The organism is Methylomonas sp. Uni0011, from assembly GCF_056850255.1.
On sequence record NZ_JBVVNO010000001.1, the window covers coordinates 187,404 to 211,227 of the forward strand.

Below are 23,824 nucleotides of genomic sequence, written 5' to 3' on the forward strand. Positions count from 1 at the left end.
GTTTTAACAGCCTTATGATTGTAGACCCTACTCCGGCCGTAGCGGCAGAACCAGCGAAACTTCCCCAAAAACTATACGCCGACACCGGGTTGGCTGCCATCGGCGTCAACGGTGTTGATGCCGCCGGCTTTTTGCAAGGCCAACTCACCTGCAACGTGCTCGACCTGAGCGAATCGCAAGCCAGCATCGCGGCATTTTGTAACGCCAAGGGCCGGGTCATTAGTACGCTGTTAGTGGTCAAAACGCCACCAGGATTCTTATTGATTCTGCCGCTCGCGCTAAGGGACAGCGTTTACCGCAAACTACGCATGTATGTGCTGCGTTCCAAAGTGGAATTGACGATGGACGACCGGCTGAAAATATTCGGGATCACCGGTTGCGCCAGCAACTTCAACGACCGAACGTTGCTTCAGGCCGATTTTGCAGTGTCTACCGGCCCGGAGCTCTTGCTCAAGCTACCCGGCAGCGAACGGTTTTTGTGGCTGGTGCCGGAACACGAAGTCGCTAGCCAAGTAGAAAAATTGACTGGTCAGCCCGGTTTTACCCACGGGAGCCCGGCGGAATGGCGCTACCACGATATAGCGTCAGGTTTACCGTGGTTCGGTCCGGAGCAGTCCGAGCAGCACATCCCGCAAATGCTGAATATCGACCGACTCGGCGGTATCAGTTTCAACAAAGGCTGTTATACCGGCCAGGAAATTGTGGCGCGGACTCATTACCTCGGTAAAGTTAAACGCGCGTTGTTCGTGGCAGCCTGCTCAGGCGCCAGCCAACCGCAGCCTGGCGCCGCCGTTTTGGACGGCGACACACAAACGGTCGGAAGCGTCCTCACTGCCGCCACCTGGGAAAACAGCACGCGCCTATTGTTGGTCCTGCAAATAGTTGATGGTATGCCAAAACACCTTATACTTGACGGCGATAACAACGCGCAACTGACGCTGATTTCGGTCCAATAACGGAAATTCATTCATGCAATTCAAATCAGTTCAAGACTTTCTGGTCCACGTACAAGCGGAATTGGACGCCAATCGTCTGGTATTGCCGACGCTGCCGGACGTTGCCATCAAAGTCCGAGAAGCTGTTAGCAAAGGCGACGCCACCGCACAAAGTCTGGCTGAAATCATCGCCACCGACGCGGCAATTTCGGCACGTCTGATTCAGGTTTCCAATAGCCCTTTGTACCGGGGCACCGTTGAAATCAAAAACATTCAAATGGCGGTAACCCGGCTCGGCAACAACACGATCCGGACTCTGATCACCAGCCTGATCATGCAGCAGATGTTTACGCCTGCCAGCGCATTGTTGGAAAGCTACTTCCGCAGCACCTGGGAACAGGGCGTGAACGTCTCGGCGATCGCCCGCGCCCTGAGTTCTTTCGTTCCACACTTGAACGCCGACGAAGCCATGCTGGCGGGCCTGATCCACCAAATCGGCAAACTGCCGATACTGACCTTGGTGGAAAAAATTCCGGAATTCCGCGACAGCCCCTCCCGACTCGACAAACTATTGGAAAAGGCCCATCCGCACGTCGGTAAACTCATCATGAATACCTGGAATTTTCCGGAAGAATTGAAGCGGGTGCCGTCTGAATACGTCGATTTTCAGCGGGACTCCGGTCCGCAAGCCGACTATGTGGACTTGGTACAAGTTGCCTTCTTACAAAGCATCGCCGGTACCGATCACCCCGCCTGCCGGGTCGATTGGAGTACGGTGCCGGCTTTTGCCAAATTGGGCCTGCAAGCCGATGCCGAAATTTTGGAAATCGAAGGGGTTTCCGAAGAGATCGAATTGGCCCAGTCCATGTTTTTATAACCCCGCCACACCATGATAGACGATCAGGCTGCCGCCCGCTTCCGTCGCCTAGGCGCGCTGACAATATTCGCCGTGTATTTTGTGATTCTGGTGGGTGGCATCGTCCGCGCCTCCGGCGCCGGCATGGGTTGCCCCGACTGGCCGACCTGCTTCGGCCAATGGGTCCCACCCACCGACGAATCGCAGCTTCCGGCGAATTACCACGAAATATATGCTGCGCGCGGTTACGAGAATACGGCCTTCAATCCGGTGAAGACCTGGACCGAATACACCAACCGCCTGGTCGGCGTGACGATAGGTTTCTTGATTTTCCTGACGGCCTGGTCCTCGCGCATTTATCTGAAAGCCGACAAGACTATTTTTTATTTGGCGCTGTCGGTGTTCTTGTTGGTCGGTTTTCAAGGCTGGCTCGGTTCGGCCGTGGTAGCCAGCAACCTGAAACCGCTGATGATTACGCTGCACATGCTGCTGGCCCTGGGCATCGTCGCACTGTTGATTTATGCCATCGCCCGCTCGCAGAAACCTCTGCTCCAGGCGATAGACACACATTGGCTGACGCCGCGTTTCGCGACGGTTTTGAAAGTAGCCATGGGCATGACCTTACTGCAAATCGCGATGGGCACCCAGGTACGGGAAGCAGTCGATTACATCGCTCACGAACACAGTTACATTGACCGCCAATATTGGCGCGACAGTTTTCCAATCATCTTCTACGTCCACCGCTCGTTTTCATCGATTATTCTGTTTACCAACCTGTGGCTGGTTTGGAAAATCCGCGAGCAAGCGGCCGCCGGCAACCTGTTGTTGCGGCTAGGCTATGTCCTGGCGGGCTTAATCGTGACGGCTATTCTGGCCGGTGTCACATTGGACCGTTTAGGCTTCCCGGCGTTTGCACAACCGGTGCATTTGCTGATGGCGAACCTGATTTTCGGCGCCCAATTTTTTCTGTTTATTTGCCTGAGCTATTCGGCAAACCGGGCAGCATAGCGTATCGATATTTTTCTGTAATTATCAATAAGTTAAGCAAGATTCAACCGAACTGCGTTACAATGCCGGCTATGACTGTGCTCCTAGCCGGCCGATCTCTTTTCATCTACAGGTATTTTTAATGTCCGATACGCCCTCCGCAACCGCGCCTTCCTTCAAAGATCTCAACCTCGCCGATCCCATACTCAAAGCGCTGGAAAGCGTCGGTTACGAAACCCCTTCGCCGATTCAGGCTCAAATCATACCGTTCGTCATGGCCGGCCGAGATGTGTTGGGCCAGGCCCAAACCGGTACCGGTAAAACCGCCGCCTTCGCCCTGCCCATCCTGAACCGCATCGACATCAAGCAAAAAGACCCGCAAGCCCTGGTGCTGGCGCCGACCCGCGAACTGGCAATCCAGGTGGCCGAAGCCTTCCAATGCTACGCCGCTCACATCAAAGGCTTCCATGTGCTGCCGATATACGGCGGCCAGGACTACACCAGCCAATTGCGCCAACTGAACCGGGGCGCGCATGTCATCGTCGGTACACCGGGCCGTGTCATGGACCACATGCGCCGCGGCACCTTGAAACTGGACCAGTTGCAAACCCTGGTGCTGGACGAAGCCGACGAAATGCTGCGGATGGGCTTCATCGACGACGTGGAATGGATCCTGGAACAAACTCCGCCGACCCGGCAAACCGCATTGTTCTCGGCAACGATGCCAAGCGAGATCCGCAAAATCGCCCAGCAATACCTGAACAACCCGGAACAAGTCACGATCAAGGTCAAAACCGCCACGGCAGCCAACATCCGCCAACGTTACTGGTTCGTCAGCGGTCTGCACAAAATGGACGCCTTGACCCGGATTCTGGAAGCGGAAAATTTCGACGGCATGATCATTTTCGTCCGCACCAAAACCGCGACCATCGAAGTGGCCGAAAAATTGGAGGCGCGCGGTTTTTCCGCATCGGCAATCAACGGCGACATGTCGCAGGCACTGCGCGAACGCGCCATCGACAACCTGAAAAGCGGCAAGCTGGATATTCTGATCGCCACCGACGTTGCCGCCCGCGGCCTGGACGTCGACCGTATCACCCACGTCGTCAACTACGACATTCCTTACGATACCGAGTCCTATATTCACCGTATCGGCCGCACCGGCCGCGCCGGCCGCACCGGCGACGCGATCCTGTTCGTCTCGCCACGTGAAAAACGCCTGCTGGCCAATATCGAACAGGCCACCAAACAGAAAGTCGAGGAAATGCAGCTGCCGTCGACCGAATTCATCAACAACGCCAGGATCAACAAATTCAAACAGCGCATCACCGACACGCTGGCCGGCGAAGAACTGAGTTTTTATACGCAGCTGATCAACCAATACCAGGTGGAACATAACGTTCCGGCGATGGACATCGCCGCGGCCCTGGCCAGACTGTTGCAGGGCGACACACCGTTGCTGCTCAAAGACAGCGGCAAAAAACCGCGCAAAGATGCCGATAGCAAACCGCAAACCGAGCGGGGCGAACGTGGCCCGCGCCGGGAAAAAGGCCGCGTCGGCGCGGTGGAAATGGAAATGTTCCGCATTGAAGTCGGCCGCGCCGACGGCGTCAAGCCCGGCAACATCGTCGGCGCCATTGCCAACGAAACCGGCATCGACGGCGACCACATCGCCCGTATCAAAATCGAGGAACACTACAGCACCGTGGAGTTACCGGCCGGCATGCCGAAAGACTTATTTCAAGCTTTGAAAAAAGTGCGCGTGGCCGGCAAGCCGTTGAACATTTCCCGTTTCGACGCCGCTTTGGTCAAGAAAGACAAAAGCAAAAAACGCGTCGGCTCAACCTCAAAACGCGCTAAAAGCCGGGAATAAGCCGGCAAATGCAGCCGGCTGCGGGCACGCGCCGGCTGTAAAACGTCGGTTCAATCCGACAAATCGATAGTACCTTCGGCAAATATTGCCGCCTGTCCGCCAACCCGGACCGTCAGATACTCCTGCTGCTTGTTGTCCATTTCCAACTGTATCAAACTGCGGCGACCGGCGTGGTGGCCGCGCTCGACGGCGAACACATGGGTACCCTTACGCGTGTGTTCGAAGGAACACAGATAGCTGCAAAAAGCCGGCGTTGCACTGCCGACCGGCGGGTCTTCATGCATACCGATGTTCGGTCCCAACAAACGCAAGGTGAAATCGGCTTCCGGGTTCGGCGATTTCGGCGCGAACAGCAAAATTTCCTGGGCGGCGGTTTGCGGGGCGCTGGACTGGCTCCACGCCGAATAATTAAATCGGGCCTTGCGCACCGATTCGTAACTCCACACCGGCACCACCAGATACGGAAATCCGCAGGAAACCAGGCGCGGCGAATATTTCTTATGGTCCAAGTCGGCGATTTGCAAACCGAGGAATTGGGCCAGCTCTTCATCGCTCGGGGCAAAACGGTCGACGACGGCGCTAATGCTCCGGCTAAACTGCACCAACGTCGGCTTACCGCCGGCGCTGGAGATATTGGCTTCGATCACGCCAACGTTTTGTTCCAGCAACAATGGCGTCACCGGGTCGGCCAACGCAATATCGCCGCAAGCGGCCATCACATAGGCCGCGGCCACAATGGACTGACCGCCAAACTGAATCTCCCCTAACGGAGAAAAGATACGCATTCGCCGACCGCTACCCGCACCCTGGCCTGGAAACAAGAACACGGTTTCTGGCAGGTTCAATTCCTTGGCGATGGCAACCATCGTTTCGGTATTTAGACCGTTACTCTGCGGCAACACCGCAATCTGGGCACCATTAAAGATTTGCCGGGTAAATACGTCGGCAATGTAATAGCGGTATTTCATCGGTTTACTCCGGCAACTGCACCGCTACCCTGCCGCGATCGATTCTGACCCGGTATGCAGGCGTTGCGACGCTGGGATCTTCGAAACAGACGCCGGTATGTAAATGAAAATGCTGCTTATACATCGGCGACGCCACCATCGGCTCACCGCCGATGTCGCCTATCATGCCACGCGACAACACATTCGCGCGACTGAACGGGTCGAAATTACCGACCGCGTAAACCGCTTGCCGTCGCGGCAGATAAAAAATCGCCACTTGTTGACCGCCGACCAGAGCGCAAATACCGGAATCCGGCTGCAAATCGTCGATACTGCAGACATCGATCCAATTGTTCATTAGGCGGCCTCCTCAACCAGTTTAAAATGTTTGCGCTCGAAATCGTTGGCCGGCCGAATCTGGCCGCGCTCCTCGACAAACACCACGTTGTCGTCGGCTTGGTCGCTGTTGACGAAATGGCGGAACCGTTTCAGGCGTTGTTCGTCCTGCAAGGTGGTTTTCCACTCGCATTGATAGGTGTCGATGACACGCTGCATCTGCTGCTCCAGATCGCCGCCAATCCCGAGCTTGTCGTCGATCACCACCGACTTCAAATAGTCCAGACCGCCTTCCATGTTTTCCATCCAGACCGAAGTGCGTTGCAGCCGGGCCGCGGTACGCACATAAAAGATCAATACCCGGTCGATGTATTTGATCAGGGTTTCCTTGTCCAGGTTGGTGGCGAACAAATCGGCATGGCGCGGTTTCATGCCGCCGTTGCCGCAAACGTACAGATTCCAGCCGTTCTCGGTGGCGATGACGCCGATATCCTTGCCCTGGGCCTCTGCGCACTCCCGGGTGCAACCCGACACGGCGAATTTGATTTTGTGCGGCGCCCGTAAGCCCTTGTAGCGATTTTCCAGTTCGATCGCCAAACCGACGCTGTCGTCGACACCGTAGCGGCACCAAGTACTGCCGACGCAGGACTTGACGGTGCGCAGCGACTTGCCATAGGCGTGGCCGGATTCGAAACCGGCATCGGTCAGTTCCTGCCAGATCGCCGGCAATTGCTCCAGCCGGGCACCGAAAAAGTCGACGCGCTGGCCGCCGGTGATTTTGGTGTACAAATTGTATTTTTTGCCGACCTGTCCCAGCACGATCAACATATCCGGGGTGATTTCGCCGCCGGCGATCCGCGGCACCACCGAATAAGTGCCGTCTTTCTGCATATTGGCCAGGAAGGTGTCGTTGGTATCCTGCAGACCGATATGCGGTTTTTCCAAAATGTAGTCGTTCCAGTAAGAAGCCAAGATCGAGCCGACGGCTTGCTTACAAACCTCGCAGCCCAAGCCCTTGCCGTGTTTATCCAGTAATTCGTCGAAGGTTTTGATCTGGCCGACCATAATCAGGTTGTACAAATCCTGGCGGGTGTAGGCAAAGTGTTCGCACAGGTCGGTGCTGACCGCGACGCCCATCTTGCCTAATTCGCAGTCCAATACCGACTTCAACAGCGCCGAACAACCGCCGCAACCGGTGGCGGCTTTGGTCTGCGCTTTTAAATCGCCCAACGTCAGACAACCGGCTTCGATCGCGCCGCAGACCTGGCCTTTACTGACGTCGTGGCAGGAGCAGATTTGTGCCGACGCCGGCAGCGCGTCGGGCCCCAGTCCCACCGATTGGTCGGAGCGCTGCGGCAAAATCAACGAATCCGGATTTTCCGGCAACTCGATACCGTTCAGGCAGTATTGCAACAAGGTGCCGTAGCCGGCGGCATCGCCGACCAACACTGCGCCGAGCAGGTGCTTTTGATCCTGGCTGACCACCAAGCGTTTGTAGATTTCGGCCGAACCGTTCTGGTAGGTGTAAACCAATGCTCCCGGCGTCTTGGCGTGAGCGTCGCCGATGCTGGCAACATCGACCCCCATCAGCTTCAGTTTGGTGCTCATGTCGGCACCGGTAAAGCTGGCCGCGTCGTCGTTTAATGCGGCGACGACAGTTCTGGCCATGGTATAACCCGGCGCGACCAGACCGAAAATCTGGCCGTTCCACAGTGCGCATTCGCCGATAGCGTAAATGTCCGGATCAGAGGTTCGGCATTGATTGTCGATGACGATGCCGCCGCGGGGGCCGACTTCCAGCCCGCATTGGCGGGCGATCTCGTCGCGCGGCCGAATCCCGGCCGAGAACAACACGATGTCGGTTTCCAGCACTTGGCCGTCGGCAAAATTCATTTTGTGCCGGCAGTGCATGCCGTCGTCGATCAAGGTGGTGTTTTTGTTCAAATGAACGTTGACGCCGAGGGCTTCGATTTTGTGTTTCAGCATCGCGCCGCCGCCTTCGTCCAATTGCACCGCCATCAAGCGCGGGGCGAATTCGACCACGTGAGTTTCCAATCCCAAGTCTTTCAAGGCCTTAGCAGCTTCCAGCCCCAGCAAGCCGCCGCCGACCACGGCACCGACCTTGGATTGCGCCGCCGCCGCTTGTATCGCGTCCAGATCTTCTATGGTGCGGTATACCAGACACTGTGGCCGCTCGTGGCCAGGCACCGGCGGCACAAACGGGTAGGAGCCGGTCGCCAATACCAACTTGTCGTACGCTATCGTCAAGCCTTTCGCCGACGTGACTTGCTTGGCGGCGCGATCGATCTCGACGGCTTTGTCCCCCAAATGAATTTCGATGCCGTGCTCGGCAAAAAAACCGGACTCGACCAGAGACAGGTCTGCCGCGGTTTTGCCGGCAAAATATTCCGACAAGTGCACGCGATCGTATGCAGGGCGCGGTTCTTCACAGAACGTGACTACCCGGTAGTTTGCAAGCGCCGCACTGCCCGCCAAACTACTCAAAAAATGCTGGCCAACCATGCCGTTGCCAATCACAACCAGGGTTTGTTTGTTACTCATCTCAGGCCTCTGTCGATTCAGATTAATCCGTAGGCGCCGAGTTAACCATTCTGTGGCTACTCGGCGAAAGGGTTCGCAACTTGTCCCGGCACCCAAACTTCCGGCCAAAAAAAAAGGCGTCCTGACGAAACGAGTACACTCGTTCGAGCAGGACGCCTTTGTCCAGTATTTAACACGGGGGGTAAGCCTGTAGACAAGACTTGCGAATTGGAAAACAAAATACATGCCAACTCATAAAGCATTGATAAAATGGCACTACTTGATCTTATCTAGCGCAAACCCCTAAACATTGCACCCAAATAAGGCGAGCTTGGCACGGTTTTGCACCAAATTGAAGCAATCAGCCGATCAAAACGGCCGCTCCAGCTATCCGCCAGGGCTGGCATACTAGCTGCTAACAGTTACCGAATCGACAACCCCGGAATTCGCATGTCATTTACCCCGTTTAAACTGCTGAGTATGCAGGGCAAAGCTAAAGTCCTGCATATGAGTTGGATCGCTTTTTTCATCAGCTTCGTCATCTGGTTCAACCACGCCTCGCTGCTGGTCTTGATTCAGCAAGATGTCGGGATCAGCGAGACTGAAGCCGAAATCCTGCTGTTGCTGAACGTGGCGTTGACTATTCCGGCGCGTGTCATCACCGGCATGCTGGTAGACCGGTTCGGCGCCAAAATCAGCTATAGCGTGTTATTGGCGGTATGTAGCATCCCTTGTTTCATGTTCGCTAGCGCCGAGAATTTCGCCGAATTGGCTTGGTCGCGTTTCCTGCTTGGTTTCATCGGTGCCGGTTTTGTGGTTGGGGTGCGGATCATCGGCGACTGGTTCCCGGCCAGCCAGGTCGGTACCGCAGAAGGAATTTACGCCGGCTGGGGCAATTTTGGCTCGGCGTTCGCCGCGATCTTCCTGCCCGGACTGGCATTTTACTTCGGCGCCGACCACGGCTGGCGCACGGCGATTGCTTTGACCGGCGGCATCGCCCTGGTCTATTCGGTTATTTACTACTTTAGCGTCGAAAACTTCCCGCCCGAAATCGCCGCCTTGAAAACCCGGCGCTCGGCAACAATGGAAGTCACCAGCATTCGCGACTTGTTTTTGTACATGTTAAGTCTGGCGCCGCTGTACACCACAATGTCGCTGCTGGCCTGGAAGCTGTCGACGCCGGAAATCGCCGTCATCAGCCCCGGTTACACCTTGATGTTACATAGCGTGGTTTGGCTGCTGTTCCTGATTCACTGCTACCAATTGGTCAACAACAACGCCGACCGTCTCAGCCAGCCGATCGCCAGCATCCACCATTACCGCTACAAACAGGTCTTCATCCTGGCCATTGCCTATTTGGTGACCTTCGGTTCCAAACTGGCGGTACTGTCGATGCTGCCGATATTTTTTTACAAAACCTTCAACCAAACCCAAGGCCTGGGCATGCTGGATGCCGGCCTGCTGGCTTCCAGTTTCGTCGTGACCAACGTGATTGCCCGCCCCGCAGGCGGCTGGCTTAGCGACAAGATCGGTCGTAAATTATCGCTAACGCTATTTTCAGCCGGCTTGGCCGGCGGCTACCTCCTGATGGCCTTCATTTCGCCGCAATGGTCGATTGCCGTTACCGTGGTCGTCACCTTGGTGTGTTCGATCTTCATGCAAGCGGCCGAAGGCGCAATTTTTGCCTTTGTGCCCTTGGTCAAACGCGCGATCACCGGTGAGGTGGCGGGCATCGTCGGCGCTTACGGCAATGCCGGCGCCATCGTGTTCTTGATTTTGCTGACCTTCGTCTCGGCGACCGCCTTCTTCCTGATTCTTAGCGCCTGCTGCCTGTTACTACTCGGTCTGATCTACTACCTGGAAGAACCGAAAAACTACATTACCGAAATCATGCCTGACGGCTCGTTGCTGAAAATCGCATTGGATTAACCATGGCCGGATTGAACGTTTTAGTCGTCGACGAATTCGATAGCGAGCGCCTGTTGGAAGCGGCGTTACGCCAACACGGCTGCGAGGTGGTCACGCTCAGGCTAAAAGAGCTGAACATGCTGCAGATCGTGCAAACCCTGCATCCCGACGTGGTGGTATTAAACCTGTATACCCCAACCGATGAGGTCCTGCAGACCATCGTCGAAATCAACCAGAGTTTTTCGTTACCGGTGGTGATGTTCGCCGAAGACCAGCAAACCGACACCATCAACAAAGTCATCAAAGCCGGCGTCAGCGCCTACATCGTCGATGGCCTGGAGCCGAAACGGATCAAGGCCATCGTCGATATCGCCATCGCCCGCTTCAAGGAGCAGCATGCCTTGAAAGAAGAACTGAAAAAAACCAAAACCCAGCTAGAAGACCGCAAATTGCTGGACCGGGCCAAAGCCATCTTGATCAAATCGCAAGGCTATACCGAAGACCAGGCCTACCACGCCCTGCGCAAGCTGGCGATGGACCGCAACATGCCGATCGGCGAAATGGCGAAGAATGTGATTTCGATGGCGGAGTTGTTTGGTAAATAGCGGCTACTCGTGATTTTTTGAGGGCACCAAATAGGTCGTTTTCGGCCAAAAGCAGTCTATCGAGGTGGATTTCTGAATGACCGGTTGATGCTGGATACTGCTCTTTTAATTAACCCGAAGAAGTAACCTGCGCTACGCGGATTTATCGCGTAGCGTCCGTGTTGACTGCCGGGTTAGCGATATTGATTTCATCGCATTTTTCATTTTCAAATTCATTTCCCCAATCCCAGATTGCGCGACAGGTACTTAGGACGATGGATTTGCGCATTTTTTTAACTACAACTTTGCTATAACTCGGTTGCATCGTGCAGTAATTATTTATGTACCCAGGCTCGGTTAGGTAGTCTTCGTCGTTGATTCGAATTGAAGCTAACCACACGGTTCCAGCGCTACCGCATTCGCCATGATCTGATGGAGGCGTTGCGAACACACGTGCTTCAACAGCGGAATCGCCTACTGAGCAACGAATAATATTCTTGCTCTTAACCAATTTCGTCGTTCCTGGCTTGGGCTTGATACTCCCGCTAGAACTATCTACGATCCCCTCAAGCGTAAGCGATTCGCCGTTACAGTTATATGTGGCACCAACAATTGCCCAGTCGGCGAAGCCATTACTCGCAGCAAATACGATTAGCAACGCAACTACTAAATATTGAAGGCGACACATAGATATCGCTAACTAGTAATTGGATGGTTTCCGTATATTTACCAAAAATACTCGTTGAAGCGATAATTTATTGATATGCATATAATTGTCCCTTCTGTATATCATCGGTGACGAAAAAATTATGTCTGGTAATGATCCAATTGCTGCCATTGAATCATGTTAGCTGATAGACCGCAACGGGTCGAAAACGTCAAACACCTCAGCGACATCAGCACCACACGGGTTACATTCTCACCACCGCCCCTAATCCGCATCCACGCCAACCGATCAGACCTTTGGTCTTTACCGCCATCCCGATTTCCTTGATGCTGTCATCGGAGTTAACATATCCGGCTTATTTGCTGGCGAGCCGTATCGTTCAGCGACGGGTTGATCCGGCAGACAGTCGGGTGCCCTATTCCAACGGTTTCTTTTTTCCATCGATCCGACAACAGTATGAAACTAGCAAAATCTTCCCGCTTCTCCCCTTGCCAAGGCCCGGTCGTTACGATCGTTCTGGACGGCGTCGGCATTTCGCCGCGCGACGACGGCGATGCCGTCAAAGCCGCGCGCACACCGATGCTGGACCAGCTGATGGCCAACTTTCCGATGACCAAATTGCTGGCGCACGGCAAGGCTGTCGGCATGCCCAGCGACGAGGACATGGGCAATAGCGAGGTCGGCCATAATGCCATCGGCGCCGGCCGGGTGTTCGCCCAAGGCGCCAAACTGGTGGCCGAGTCGATCGCCAGCGGCCACCTGTGGCAAGGCCACGCCTGGCACGAAGTGGTTGCCGCCGCAAAGCAAGGCGGCACCCTGCACTTTTTGGGCTTGTTTTCCGACGGCAACGTACACTCGCATATCGACCATTTAAAAGCGATGATCGATCGCGCCAAACAGGAAGGCGTGTCTAAAGTGCGGCTGCACATTCTGCTGGACGGCCGCGACGTCGGCGAAACCTCTGCGCTGGATTACGTCGATCCGTTCGAAGCGTATCTGGAGGACTTAAGCGACGCTAATTTCGACGTTGCCATCGCTTCCGGCGGCGGCCGCATGAAAATCACGATGGACCGCTACGAAGCCGACTGGAGCATGGTGCAACGCGGCTGGGACATCCACGTCAAAGGCGAAGGCCGCCAGTTTGCCAGCGCCCATGAAGCGATCGAAACCTATCGCAACGAACTGAAAGTCATCGACCAGGACTTGCCGGGTTTCGTGATTGCCAAAGACGGCCAGCCGCTGGGCAAAATCGTCGACGGCGACGCCGTGGTGTTCTACAACTTCCGCGGCGACCGCGCCATCGAGATTTCCCGCGCCTTCACCGAAGAGAACTTCGCGCCGTTCCATCGCGGCCCGCTGCCGAAAGTCACTTACGCCGGCATGATGCAATACGACGGCGACACCAAATTGCCGCCGCGCTTTTTGGTCGAGCCGCCGGCCATCGATAGAACCATGGGCGAATACCTGGCCAAAAACGGCGTGTCTCAATACGCGATCAGCGAGACGCAAAAATACGGCCACGTCACCTATTTCTGGAACGGCAACCGCTCCGGCAAGTTCGACGATGCACTGGAAACTTACGTCGAGATCCTCAGCGACGTAGTGCCGTTCGAGCAACGTCCCTGGATGAAATGCGCGGAGATTACCGATGCGCTGATCGAAGCCATTCAAGGCGGCCAATACAAATACCTGCGCGTCAATTATGCCAACGGCGACATGGTCGGCCACACCGGCAACTTCGAAGCAGCGGTGACCGCGATGCAAGGCCTGGATCTGCAACTGGCGCGCTTGATTCCGGTAATTCTGCAGGCCGGCGGCGTAGCATTGATTACTGCCGACCATGGCAACGCCGACGAAATGTACGAACTGGACAAGAAAGGCAACGTCACCCGCGACGCCGAAGGCCGCACCAAGGCCAAAACCTCGCACACGCTGAACCCGGTGCCGTTGGTACTGGTCTCCGGCGAAGCCGATCCGGCCTACAAGCTACGCGACGACTTGGCGGCGCCGGGCCTGTCCAACATCGCCGCGACGGTGTTGAATCTGCTGGGCTACGAAGCGCCGGAAGATTACGACCCGAGCTTGATCGTGCCGGCATAAGCCCTGTAACCGCTGCGGGACGTGTCGTTTCCCGCAGCGCCAACTTTAGCGTTCGCCGGGCTGCCGAGCTCAGCAATGCGTAAATGAAAAGGGCCGGAATTCCGGCCCTTTTTGCTGATTAGTCGCTTGCCGTCTTGAATCGGGTCGCGGCGCCCAGCAAGCCGGTGACGAAGAAGGCTGTGCCGACCAAGGTGAAGCGCAGATTCAGTTTTTCCAACGCCAAATCGTCGGTCGCATAGAGCATGAAGATCACGGCAATACCGCCCCAGGCCAGAAAGCGCAATCCGGCAGCTATGGCGGCTTGGCTCAAGGTTTCGGCGTCGCTGGCCGGCGCATCCATCCGGTAGGCGACGAAGCCGCTGATCAACGCCGGCATGATCCCCCACCGGGCATGGTCGAGGAAACTGTCCAGGAAATTGAAGTCGCCGCGATGGTAGAACGTCAGCTCCAGGATGAAAGTGGATATCGAGGTGCTGACCACGAAACCGACGAACATCATCGCCATATAAAAGCCGTAGTAGCGGTCGGCCGGCTCCTGCTGGTGGCGGAAAGCGACGCTACGCAATACGAACACCAGGGCGATCGGCAACACGTAAATCGCAATCGAATAGGCAATCCAGCGTAACGTGGTGTAACTGAAGTGGGATAGCGGCTTGTCCGGAAACAAAAACACGTTGTGCAACGCTACCGAGACCTCGCGCCCCAAAATCACGCCGAAAGTGGTCGCGGCTGCAAAAATCAGCAGGTATTTATAGGTATGCTTCAGCCGCGCCTCATGGACGTTACCGCCCAGTTCCTTCACGGTGGCCCAGATTTCGTTCTCATTGGCGCTGCCGAACACAACCAGCGCCGCCAGCAACCGGCACAGCAGCCCACTGAGCCGGTCCAGTTCCTTCAATAGATTGACGGTCTTGGTGTAGTGCGGCTCGGCCTCCTTCCATACCGCGACCTTTTCCGACATCGCGTTATAGGAAATGCAGATTTCGCCCCATTTCAGCGACGGTTCGCTGAACAGCCGCCGGTAAGACGATTGGTCGGCATAATGCTGAATTCGGTCGAACAACAGGCTGTTATGGGCCCATTTGTACTCGACCGTGGCACCGGCTTTGTCGAAATCGCCGGCGTCGATGCTTTGCACCAACAGGCGGTCGGCGATTTGACCTTTGATTTTGTCGTCCACCGCCGACAGGCGGGATTTGATCAAGGCGTTGTAGACCTCGACCGCTTTGGTCGGGATCGCGAACGCATCGTGTATGCTATCGCGCAAAATCAGCAGCGGATTGAACGCGCTTTCCCAACCGATCAAAAACAGCACGACACCGGCGGCGATCAGCGGCAGCAACTTGTTGCCGTCCAAACCGTACAACAGCTCGACCAGGCTGCCGGCCCGCAGGTGGCTGACGACCAAGGTCACCAACGGCTCCAGCGGCAGCCATTGCCAGGTCAACAAACAAAACAACGCCGCCATCAAGGCACAGTACAAACCGATTCCGGTCCAGTAGGTGCTGCGGCGAATGAAGTATTGCGGCAGAGTCGGTTCCGCGCCAAGCTGGATCCGGCGCTTTTGAAACGAACGGTAGGCCAGCACCGCGGCTGCCGCGGCGCCCAGCAACTGAATCGCAAAATTAATCAGAAATTCGATGGTCATTGTTCCTACGGGTTGGTAGAGAAAGGAAGTCCGCGCCCAAGCACGCGGCCTGTCGCGCATTCTAATGCAAAGCCGCCGCAATTAGCGACCGTATCGACAGCTCAGGCCGACAAGGCCAACGAATCTTCCAAAGCAATTTCCAGCTCGGCCAGTGCGATTTCGGACAAACCGAGCCGGGCCGCTTCTTCGCTGCTGGAGACCACCAAGTCCGGTTGGGGTTGGGAGGCAATACCCAGCTTGTACGCCACCATGTCGGCTACCCGCACCACCAATTCGACGGTACCGGTATCCTCGGTAACCGGCCGATGATGGGACTCGGCGACGTTACAATAGGTTTCGGGCAGATTCCAGGACCGCAGCAGCCAGGCGCCTCTGGCTTCGTGCTGGCGAATCAGCAATTCGAGCTGCAAATCCTCCGGCAAATTCAGTTTGGGATCCTGAGCCCGCAAATCATCCAGGCAGCGCAATAGCAGCAATTCGCCGATGTCGTGAAACAGGCCGGCCATGAAGGCCTCTTCGGCGATCGCATGGAAGGACAGCCGTTTCGCCAACCATTCCGCGCCCAACGCCACCGCCACGCTATGCTGCCACAGCTTGGCCATGTATTTTTCAGTCGCAGAGTCCCGCGCGCTGAACATGCCCTTTTGCATTACCAAGGTCGCAATCTGGACGATACGCGGCAAGCCCAGACGCACGACTGCGTCTTTGACGGTGTTGACCGAACTCAGGCCGGCATAAAACGACGAATTCGCTACCCGCAGGATCTGGCTGGCCAAGCTGGCGTCCATCGCCAGTTGTTTGGCGATGTTATCCAGCGAACGGTTTTCGTCTTGCAAGGCCTGCCGCAATTCCGTTACCGCCCGCGGGAACACCGGCAGCGCACCGGCGCCGCTGGCGATGGATTCATCGATCATATCCGTTAATGATTTTTCGCTCATGTTAGTTAGTTGATTAAATCAGCGACTGCCCAGCAAACGGCGCAGCTCGTAAAGGGGACGGGGCTTGCCGAAGCGCGGCAGGTTGCGGATCACTTCTTGCAGTGAAGTAATTCCGGCCGCGGCCTTGACCAGCCCGTCTTCGACTAAAGTCACCAAACCGGCGGTCTCCAGACTGACGCGGCGGATTTCGTAGGACGTCTTGCGTTGTAAGATCGCATCCTTGACCGACTCATTCATCGACAACAACTCGAACACGCAAACCCGCCCGGAGTAACCGGTAAAACGGCATTTATCGCAGCCCTTGCCCAACAGAAAATGGGCGCCGATCACGTCGTCCGCCGTCAAATTCAGCCGTCGGAGCAGGGCCGGATCGGGCTGGAACGGTTCTGCGCAATGCTTACAGACTCGGCGCAACAAACGCTGGGCAACCACCGACACCACGGTCGACGAGATCAGAAACGCCTCGATCTCCATGTTCAACAGACGCAACAGGCCGCCGATACTGTCCTCGGTATGGAATGTGGTCAATACCTTGTGGCCGGTCAGCGCGGCCTGAATTGCCGTATCGGCGGAGAATCGGTCGCGGATCTCGCCGAGTACGATGATATCCGGATCCTGGCGCACGATATGGCGCAGGGTTTCTTCGTAGGTCAAATTGATTTTCGGGTTGATCGAGCACTGGGCAACGCCATCGATCACGTATTCCACCGGGTCTTCGGCCGAAACGATACTGACTTCCGGACCGTTCAAATAGTCGACCGCACTGTATAGCGTTGTGGTTTTGCCCGAACCGGTCGGCCCGGTAATGATAATCACGCCGGTCGGGACATCCAGCGAATCCAGCAGGAACCGCTCCAACATCAGCGGCGCCATCCCGACTTCATGAATATCCAGCAATTCGGTTTTGCGGTTCAACAAGCGCAGTACGATCTTCTCGCCGTTGATGGTACTGAAAAACGATGCCCGCATATCGATTACATGATGGGTGGCGACCTGCTCGAACAATACCCGGCCATCCTGATGCCGGCGCTTTTCGGCGATATCGGCGCCGGCCATGACCTTGATCCGGCTGATCATGGCCTGGGCCATTGCGACCGGAAAATCCCGATAATGCACCATCAGGCCGTCGATCCGGAAACGGACGCGCAACTTATGCTCCAACGGCTCGATGTGGATATCGCTGGCCGCTTGGCGGATTGCATCCTCGAAAATTTCATTAACCGAGGCAACGGCAGACTGTTCTCCGAAGGCGGCTTTCTCCTCCCGGGCATTGCGTTCGTAATTCAGCAAAAAACGCATGATCTGGGAATAACGGCCCACTGCCGGAATCACTTCGGCACCAAGCACGTGTCGTGCCGTTGCGATCGCGGTTTGATCCATGGGGTCGCCGAACGCGACCAACACGCCGTCGACTTGTTTTTCGATCGGCAGAAAGCAGTGTTTGTTCGCCGATTTCAGCATCGGTTTGGTCATCAGACTCTGATCGACGTTGGCGAGGCTGAGGTCGATCACGGATATACCCATCAGATCGGCCAGAACCTCCAGCATTCTCGATTCGGAAATCAGATTGCGCTCGACCAGGATTTCGCCCAGGCGTTTGCCTCCGCCTGCCTGCTGTTGCTGGGCCAAAGCCAGTTGCAAATCACTATCGCTGATAAAACCGAATTCGACCAGAAACAAGCCCAATTTGACTTTTAACGGATGACTGCGGAACACCTCGACCAACTGCGCATGGGTGACGTAACCCAAATCGCACAACACCACCAGAATCGGCTTGGGCGATTCCAGCTTGCCCTGCACGCGTTGCGCATATTTCAATTTGGCGCCGTCAAGCACGTCCTGCTCGACTAAAAGTTGGAGGAAGGAATCGATGAATTGAGTGCCGGAATCGGCAGAGCTAACGTCGCGGGATTTCATTCTCACCTTGAACTGAAGACCGATCGGAGTCCGTGCGCAATAGACACGGGACGGATTCCGCTTTCCATGCGGCGAGCCGCAGGCTTTAATACTAAGTTACTAGATTTCGACGGTCCAATACAGCGTTATATTGTTACAAACCCGCGTAAATTTTACGACCGCCAAGCGCTTGCCGTTGAGCCCGGCACCGACCCGTTCGAAAACAACAGCTTCCACGCCCTATAGGGCATTTTTGGCTCTAGCTTATAAGCCGGGCCGCCAGGAACACCGCGACACCAGTAACTCGCTGTCTTTATAATTGATTAGGCAATATTCTGCCACTCCAGTCCGCCAACCACGGACTCCAGCACAAACCCGCTTTCGCCAGAGGAGGTCGTCATCATGCAAAGCATTGCCGAATTTTTCGGGACCAAGGATTTTATGCCGCACGGGTACTGCCTGGCCTGGAGTCCGGGCCTGCTCTGGCTGATGGTGACTTCCGATGCGATTATGGCTTTGGCCTATTTTACCTATCCGATCGGCATCGCCTACTTCGTTTGGAAACGGAAAGACTTGTCCTACCGTTGGCTGTACCTCGGCTTTTTTATCACCTTCATTCTGACCTGCGCCGCCACCCATCTGTTATCGGTGGTGACGGTCTGGATTCCGCTTTACTGGCTGGATGCCTATGTCAAAGCCGTATCCGCCCTGGTGGGCATCGCCACCTCTTTCGCGATCTGGTGGGTCATACCGCGCGCGCTGAAATTGCCAAGCCCGGCGGAATTGCAGCGCGCCCGCGATCAGGCCGAAGCCGCCAACAAAGCCAAAAGCGTGTTTTTGGCTAACATGAGCCACGAACTGCGCACACCGCTGAATGCCATTCTCGGTTTTTCCAGCCTGATGCAAAAAGATCCGCAGCTCCCGGCCAGCCAACACCACAATCTGGCCATCATCAACCGCAGCGGCGAACATTTGTTGAGCTTGATCAACGACGTACTGGAAATGGCAAAAATCGAGTCCGGCCGGCTGCAATTGGAACGTAGCCGCTTCGATCTCGGCGCCATGATCCGCGACGTCAGCGACATGATGTCGATGCGGGCGCGCGACAAGGGTTTGCAATTGTTAATCGACCAAACTTCGGAATTTCCGCGCTTCGTTTGCGGCGACGAGGCGCGTCTGCGCCAAGTGTTGATCAATCTGCTCGGTAACGCCTTGAAATTTACCCAGCAAGGCGGCGTCACACTGCGTCTGGGCACACAACAAAACAACCACAGCCATCTAAGGATCGAAGTGGAAGACACCGGTCCCGGTATCGCCGACAGTGAGCGGGAGCACATCTTCGAGCCCTTCGTGCAACTCGGCGACCAGGGCGACAGTAAAGGTACCGGCTTGGGCTTGACCATTACCCGCCAGTTCGTGCAACTGATGGGCGGACAGCTGACGCTGGAAAGTAGCGTCGGCAAGGGTTCGTTGTTCCGCATCGATTTACCGCTGCCGGAGTTGGCGGAGCCGGAAGTCCGTGCCAGCGCGGCGGATAGCCTCGGCGAAGTGACCGGACTGGCCCCCGGCCAACCGCAATATCGGATTTTGATCGTCGAGGATCAACTGGAAAATCAGCTGCTACTCGGCCGGCTGATGACCGATATCGGCATGCAAATCCAGGTAGCCAAAGACGGCGCGCAAGGCGTGGCAGTGTTCGAATCCTGGCAACCGCACTTGATCTGGATGGATCGGCGTATGCCGCACATGGACGGCATGCAAGCCACCCAAGCCATCCGGCAGTTGCCAGGCGGCGATCGGGTCAAGATTGTCGCGGTCACCGCCTCCGCCTTTATGGAGCAGCGCGAGGAAATGCTGCAAGCCGGTATGGACGACTTCATCCGCAAACCCTACCGGGCCGAAGAAATTTACGCCTGTCTGGCCAAACACCTCGGCGTCGAATTCGTTTACCGGACGGAAACCGCCGCTGCCCAGGACGCAAGCTTGGACCCGGCGATGATTGCCGCCCTGCCGGAACCATTGCGGAAAGACTTGAAAACGGCACTGGAAAGCCTGGAACAAGCGCGCATAGCCGAAGTCTTGGAACGCATCGGCGGCGTAGATCGGCCGCTACAAAAAACCCTGGCGCTACTGGTCGACAACTTCGACTATCCAGCTATTCTTAAATATCTGTAAAGCTGCTCTGGACAACTACGCCAGTGAACGGAAAAATCCTCGCCGTCGACGACACCCCGGACTCCCTAAAATTGTTGACCCAACTGTTGCAGTCGGAGGGCTACGAGATCCGCTCGGCCATCAATGGCGAACTGGCTTTGCAGTCGGCGTTGCTCAATCCGCCGGAATTGATCCTGCTCGACGTGCGCATGCCGGACATGGACGGCTTCGAGGTATGCCGCCGCTTGAAAGCCTACCCGCAAACCCGCAGCGTGCCGGTCATCTTCGTTACGGCGTTATCGGAGATCAACGAAAAAGTCGACGGCTTTAAATTGGGCGCCGTCGATTTTATTACCAAACCCTACCAGCGGGAGGAGTTGTTGGTCCGGGTCCGCACCCATCTGGAAATGGCGCGCTTGCGAAACGGCCTGGAATCTCTGGTCAACGAACGCACCGCGGAATTGAAAGCCAATATGCTGTCGTTCGTCACCGCGATCGCATCGACGGTGGAAATGCGCGATCCATACACGGCCGGCCATCAACGCCGCACGGCTCATCTGGCGTCGGCAATCGCCCAACAAATGCGACTCGGCCCGGATTTAATCGAAGGCCTGAGCCTGGCCGGGGTGGTTCACGACATCGGTAAAATCAAAGTGCCGGCCGAAATTTTATGCAAACCGGGAAAGCTGGACGAACTGGAATACGGTCTGATCAAACTCCACCCGCAAACCGGTTACGAAATCCTGAAATCGATCGATTTTCCCTGGCCGATCGCCCAGACCGTATTGCAACACCACGAACGGCTGGACGGATCGGGCTATCCGCAAGGCAAAGTCGGGGCGGACATTCTGCCGGAAGCGAAGATTCTGGCTATCGCCGACGTGGTCGAAGCGATGATTTCCCACCGCCCTTACCGGCCCGGCCTGGGCATAGCCGCCGCTTTACGGGAGATTGCCGAGCACCGCAACACGCTCTACGACGCCGCTGCGGTCGATGCCTGTCTGACTCTGTTCCAAGAAAAGCATTACCAACTGCCGGCTTGAACGGCGCAGCCACCAGTCCAACCGCAAATATCGATTCACATGATGAACATCCCGAGTTTCTATCTGGAACCCGCCAATTATGCCGCTGACTTTCCCGACCTGCATTACCTCAGAACCGAAGTGTTCGTCGTCGAGCAAGGTATTGCGCCGGAAATCGAATTCGACGATTTGGACCGGGATTGCCGGCATCTGATTGCCCGCGACGCCGAGCGGCGGCCCATCGGTTGCGGCCGCCTGTCGCCGACCGGCAGAATCGGCCGAATGGCGGTACTGCCGGCATGGCGCCGGCAAAAGGTTGGCGAATCGCTATTGCGCGGCTTGATCGAACTGGCCGGCAATTTGGGGCTGAGCGAAGTCACCGCCCACGCCCAAACCGCAGCGCTGGGGTTTTACCGGCGCTACGGTTTCCAAACCGTCGGCGCCGAGTTCCTTGAAGCCGGGATTCCGCATACCGCAATCCGTCTGACCGTTGCCGCGCCGGCGCCGATGTCCCGCCAGAGTGACGACGCTCCTGAACCAAGCGTACCCGCCATACGCCTGCAAACGCCGGAAGCGGCGGCGGAAGCAGCCTTGGCTTTGGTCCAGCAAGCCCGCCGCCTGCTCTGCATCTACAGCCGCAACCTGGATTCGCGGCTCTACAGCCAAAAACCGCTGGTAGAAGCCTTGAAACAATTCGCGTTGCGTAACCAGCGCGGCGCCGAAGTCCGCATCATCGTTCAGGAACCGGAAGCGATTCGCGGCCAACAACTTCCTTTAATCGATTTGGCGCAACGTTTGCCGTCTTATATTGCGATCAGGGCAGCGGTCGAAGCCGAGGATTTGAATTTTAGGCCGGCATTCATCGCCAACGACAACGGCGGTTATTTGTTTCAATTGCAGAGCGACCGCTACGACGGACACTGGAGCCCGAATTTACCGGCACAAAACCGGCAATTGAGCGAGGAATTCGAACGGGTATGGCAAAGGGCGCGGATTTGCAGCGAGTTCCGCGCCTTGGCGCTTTAGGAAGCCGACAAGTCACTTAATCTCGCAATTAAAACAACAAAGCCCGGCGAATTCCAGCCCAGAATTGTTTTCTCTCACGAAATAAACAATGCATTCAAGCACATATTGTAAATTGATCCAGCCGGGCTATAGTGAAACCGTCGTTAGCGCAATTCGGTTCGAAACGGCACCAGCCGCACCGGGCCAATCCCGCTAACGTTCCCTCGCTCACAGCGGTGAACTCCTGCACCGCGCACTCTACGGCCTCTATCGCTGCCTGATAGAGGCTTTTTTTGCGCCCGGCCGAACTCGGCAGCAACCTGCGGCGCTTCAGCCGGGACGGTACCCTTCTTCCATCAAAACCCGCCTGACGGCCGGGCGAGACAACATCAGCTGATAATGCTGCCGACAACGCACCGGCAACTCGATATCCGATCGGTCGGCCCAGAATTCCACATAAAACAGCGCGGCATCGGCAATGCCGAAACCGCCCAAGGCATAGCCCTGCTCCGGCAAAGCCCGCGCCACCAAAGCCAGAGCCTGATTGACGATAGCCGTCCCCTGCCGTTTGACTTGGTCGTACTGGGCAGAATCGATCGCAAATTTCTCCGGCACGAATAAGCGCTGGAACCCCTGGCCGTGAATCGTAGCAACCACATAATCCATCAATTCGATCGCTTGCGCGGCCTGATCCGGATCGGTCGCCAATAGCCCTGCTTTGGGGTAAGTTCGCGCCAGCCAATAGGCGATGGCCTGGAACTCGGTGATGGCCGAACCGTCGTCTTTAACCAAAACCGGGATCGTCGCTTTCGGGTTAATCGCCAAAAACTCGGGCTTGTGCTGGTCTCCGGCCAGCAGATTGACGATTTGCGCTTCGAACACCAAGTCCAGTTCTTCCAGCAAAATATGGATGCCGGTCGAACAGGAACCGGGCGTCATATAAAGTTTCAGCATCGGCCCTCCAGAAAATGCCGGTTCAAATCGAGCGCGAAAGTTTTCCATAAACCGGCAATCTCCCGACGCGTCGCATTCAGGTAATCCCGGTCCGGTTTATGTTCTTCCGCAAAATTCGACAGCGCGCAGGAAGTGCGGTGTTTATCGACCGCGAACAAAATCAACTCGTCGCTAAATCCGGCAAATGCGGTCAAGACTTGGCCGGTGAGTTCGCTCATACCGTTTTCGACCCCGACCTGGCTGGTGTCGAACGGCAGCGCTTTCAGCTGTTGCAAGGCCTGTGGATAAAATGCCGCCAGCACCGCCACCAGATTCCGCTGGAAGCAACCCTGCCACTGTTGGCTCGCCAAATCGGCAGCCAAGCGTTGTAGATATTGGCGCTGCAAGAGAGGTTTGGCTTCGGCGATAAAACAAGCGAAGTCTTGCAAAAGCCTGGCGTTCAATTGGGTATCCATGGTGCGATCCGTTCCGAG

At 56.2% G+C, this 23,824-nt stretch carries 19 protein-coding genes; 10 read left to right on the plus strand and 9 right to left on the minus strand.

The window, feature by feature from the left end; genetic code table 11:
* Positions 1–14: 14 nt before the first annotated feature.
* From ygfZ to AC0IM9_RS00840, 4 genes are all read left to right on the plus strand, one after another.
* Positions 15–956, plus strand: coding sequence for a CAF17-like 4Fe-4S cluster assembly/insertion protein YgfZ (gene ygfZ / locus AC0IM9_RS00825; RefSeq protein WP_482802709.1), 942 nt, complete (start codon positions 15–17; stop codon positions 954–956).
* 13 nt (positions 957–969) lie between these two features.
* Positions 970–1,812 (plus strand): HDOD domain-containing protein, encoded by an 843-nt coding sequence (locus tag AC0IM9_RS00830; RefSeq protein ID WP_278212113.1) that lies wholly within the window; start codon positions 970–972, stop codon positions 1,810–1,812.
* Positions 1,813–1,824: 12 nt separating this feature from the next.
* Positions 1,825–2,799: a COX15/CtaA family protein gene (locus AC0IM9_RS00835; protein WP_140911541.1), complete on the plus strand. Its 975-nt coding sequence runs from the start codon at positions 1,825–1,827 to the stop codon at positions 2,797–2,799.
* Between the two features lie 121 nt (positions 2,800–2,920).
* Entirely contained in the window at positions 2,921–4,651 is a 1,731-nt protein-coding gene (locus AC0IM9_RS00840) for a DEAD/DEAH box helicase (RefSeq protein ID WP_278212114.1), read from the plus strand.
* A 50-nt stretch (positions 4,652–4,701) separates the two neighbouring features.
* Here AC0IM9_RS00840 and AC0IM9_RS00845 read toward each other — a convergent pair whose 3' ends face one another.
* From AC0IM9_RS00845 to nirB, 3 genes are read right to left on the minus strand one after another with little or no spacing between them, the layout of a single operon-like run.
* Positions 4,702–5,619, minus strand: a complete 918-nt coding sequence (locus tag AC0IM9_RS00845; RefSeq protein ID WP_482802710.1) for a PhzF family protein — start codon at positions 5,617–5,619, stop codon at positions 4,702–4,704.
* 4 nt (positions 5,620–5,623) lie between these two features.
* A complete protein-coding gene (nirD, locus tag AC0IM9_RS00850; protein ID WP_140911544.1) occupies positions 5,624–5,956 on the minus strand; it encodes a nitrite reductase small subunit NirD in 333 nt (110 codons plus the stop codon).
* Positions 5,956–8,496 (minus strand): nitrite reductase large subunit NirB, encoded by a 2,541-nt coding sequence (nirB, locus tag AC0IM9_RS00855; RefSeq protein ID WP_482802711.1) that lies wholly within the window; start codon positions 8,494–8,496, stop codon positions 5,956–5,958. Before nirB ends, nirD begins: the two co-directional genes overlap by 1 nt.
* 429 nt (positions 8,497–8,925) lie before the next feature.
* Between nirB and AC0IM9_RS00860 the strand changes: the two genes are divergently transcribed.
* Together AC0IM9_RS00860 and AC0IM9_RS00865 are read left to right on the plus strand one after the other, a co-directional pair.
* Positions 8,926–10,404: an MFS transporter gene (locus AC0IM9_RS00860; protein ID WP_482802712.1), complete on the plus strand. Its 1,479-nt coding sequence runs from the start codon at positions 8,926–8,928 to the stop codon at positions 10,402–10,404.
* 2 nt (positions 10,405–10,406) lie between these two features.
* Positions 10,407–10,988 carry an ANTAR domain-containing response regulator gene (locus tag AC0IM9_RS00865; RefSeq protein ID WP_140911546.1) on the plus strand — a complete coding sequence of 194 codons (582 nt, stop codon included), beginning with the start codon at positions 10,407–10,409 and terminating at the stop codon, positions 10,986–10,988.
* Between the two features lie 142 nt (positions 10,989–11,130).
* On the opposite strand, the gene AC0IM9_RS00870 is transcribed toward AC0IM9_RS00865, so the two are convergent.
* Entirely contained in the window at positions 11,131–11,655 is a 525-nt protein-coding gene (locus tag AC0IM9_RS00870; RefSeq protein WP_186289553.1) for a hypothetical protein, read from the minus strand.
* A 435-nt stretch (positions 11,656–12,090) separates the two neighbouring features.
* Between AC0IM9_RS00870 and gpmI the strand changes: the two genes are divergently transcribed.
* Complete coding sequence (gene gpmI, locus AC0IM9_RS00875) at positions 12,091–13,734, plus strand: 2,3-bisphosphoglycerate-independent phosphoglycerate mutase (RefSeq protein WP_482802713.1); 1,644 nt, start codon at positions 12,091–12,093, stop codon at positions 13,732–13,734.
* 118 nt (positions 13,735–13,852) lie between these two features.
* Here gpmI and AC0IM9_RS00880 read toward each other — a convergent pair whose 3' ends face one another.
* From AC0IM9_RS00880 to AC0IM9_RS00890, 3 genes are all read right to left on the minus strand, one after another.
* The gene (locus AC0IM9_RS00880; protein WP_140911550.1) at positions 13,853–15,382 is read right to left on the minus strand and encodes a hypothetical protein; all 1,530 of its coding nucleotides are present in this window, start codon (positions 15,380–15,382) and stop codon (positions 13,853–13,855) included.
* 101 nt (positions 15,383–15,483) lie between these two features.
* Positions 15,484–16,320, minus strand: a complete 837-nt coding sequence (locus AC0IM9_RS00885) for an HDOD domain-containing protein (protein WP_278212123.1) — start codon at positions 16,318–16,320, stop codon at positions 15,484–15,486.
* Between the two features lie 18 nt (positions 16,321–16,338).
* The gene (locus tag AC0IM9_RS00890) at positions 16,339–18,237 is read right to left on the minus strand and encodes a GspE/PulE family protein (protein ID WP_482802714.1); all 1,899 of its coding nucleotides are present in this window, start codon (positions 18,235–18,237) and stop codon (positions 16,339–16,341) included.
* Positions 18,238–18,618: 381 nt separating this feature from the next.
* Between AC0IM9_RS00890 and AC0IM9_RS00895 the strand changes: the two genes are divergently transcribed.
* From AC0IM9_RS00895 to AC0IM9_RS00905, 3 genes are read left to right on the plus strand one after another with little or no spacing between them, the layout of a single operon-like run.
* On the plus strand, positions 18,619–20,391 hold the full coding sequence (locus tag AC0IM9_RS00895; protein WP_445370461.1) for an ATP-binding protein: 1,773 nt from the start codon (positions 18,619–18,621) through the stop codon (positions 20,389–20,391).
* A gap of 23 nt (positions 20,392–20,414) precedes the next feature.
* Complete coding sequence (locus tag AC0IM9_RS00900) at positions 20,415–21,413, plus strand: HD domain-containing phosphohydrolase (protein WP_482802715.1); 999 nt, start codon at positions 20,415–20,417, stop codon at positions 21,411–21,413.
* Between the two features lie 39 nt (positions 21,414–21,452).
* A complete protein-coding gene (locus AC0IM9_RS00905) occupies positions 21,453–22,418 on the plus strand; it encodes a GNAT family N-acetyltransferase (protein WP_482802716.1) in 966 nt (321 codons plus the stop codon).
* A 309-nt stretch (positions 22,419–22,727) separates the two neighbouring features.
* On the opposite strand, the gene AC0IM9_RS00910 is transcribed toward AC0IM9_RS00905, so the two are convergent.
* The gene (locus AC0IM9_RS00910) at positions 22,728–23,348 is read right to left on the minus strand and encodes a glutathione S-transferase family protein (RefSeq protein WP_482802963.1); all 621 of its coding nucleotides are present in this window, start codon (positions 23,346–23,348) and stop codon (positions 22,728–22,730) included.
* On the minus strand, positions 23,345–23,806 hold the full coding sequence (locus AC0IM9_RS00915; RefSeq protein WP_482802717.1) for an amine oxidase: 462 nt from the start codon (positions 23,804–23,806) through the stop codon (positions 23,345–23,347). The genes AC0IM9_RS00910 and AC0IM9_RS00915 overlap by 4 nt, the downstream gene beginning before the upstream one ends.
* Positions 23,807–23,824: the final 18 nt, after the last annotated feature.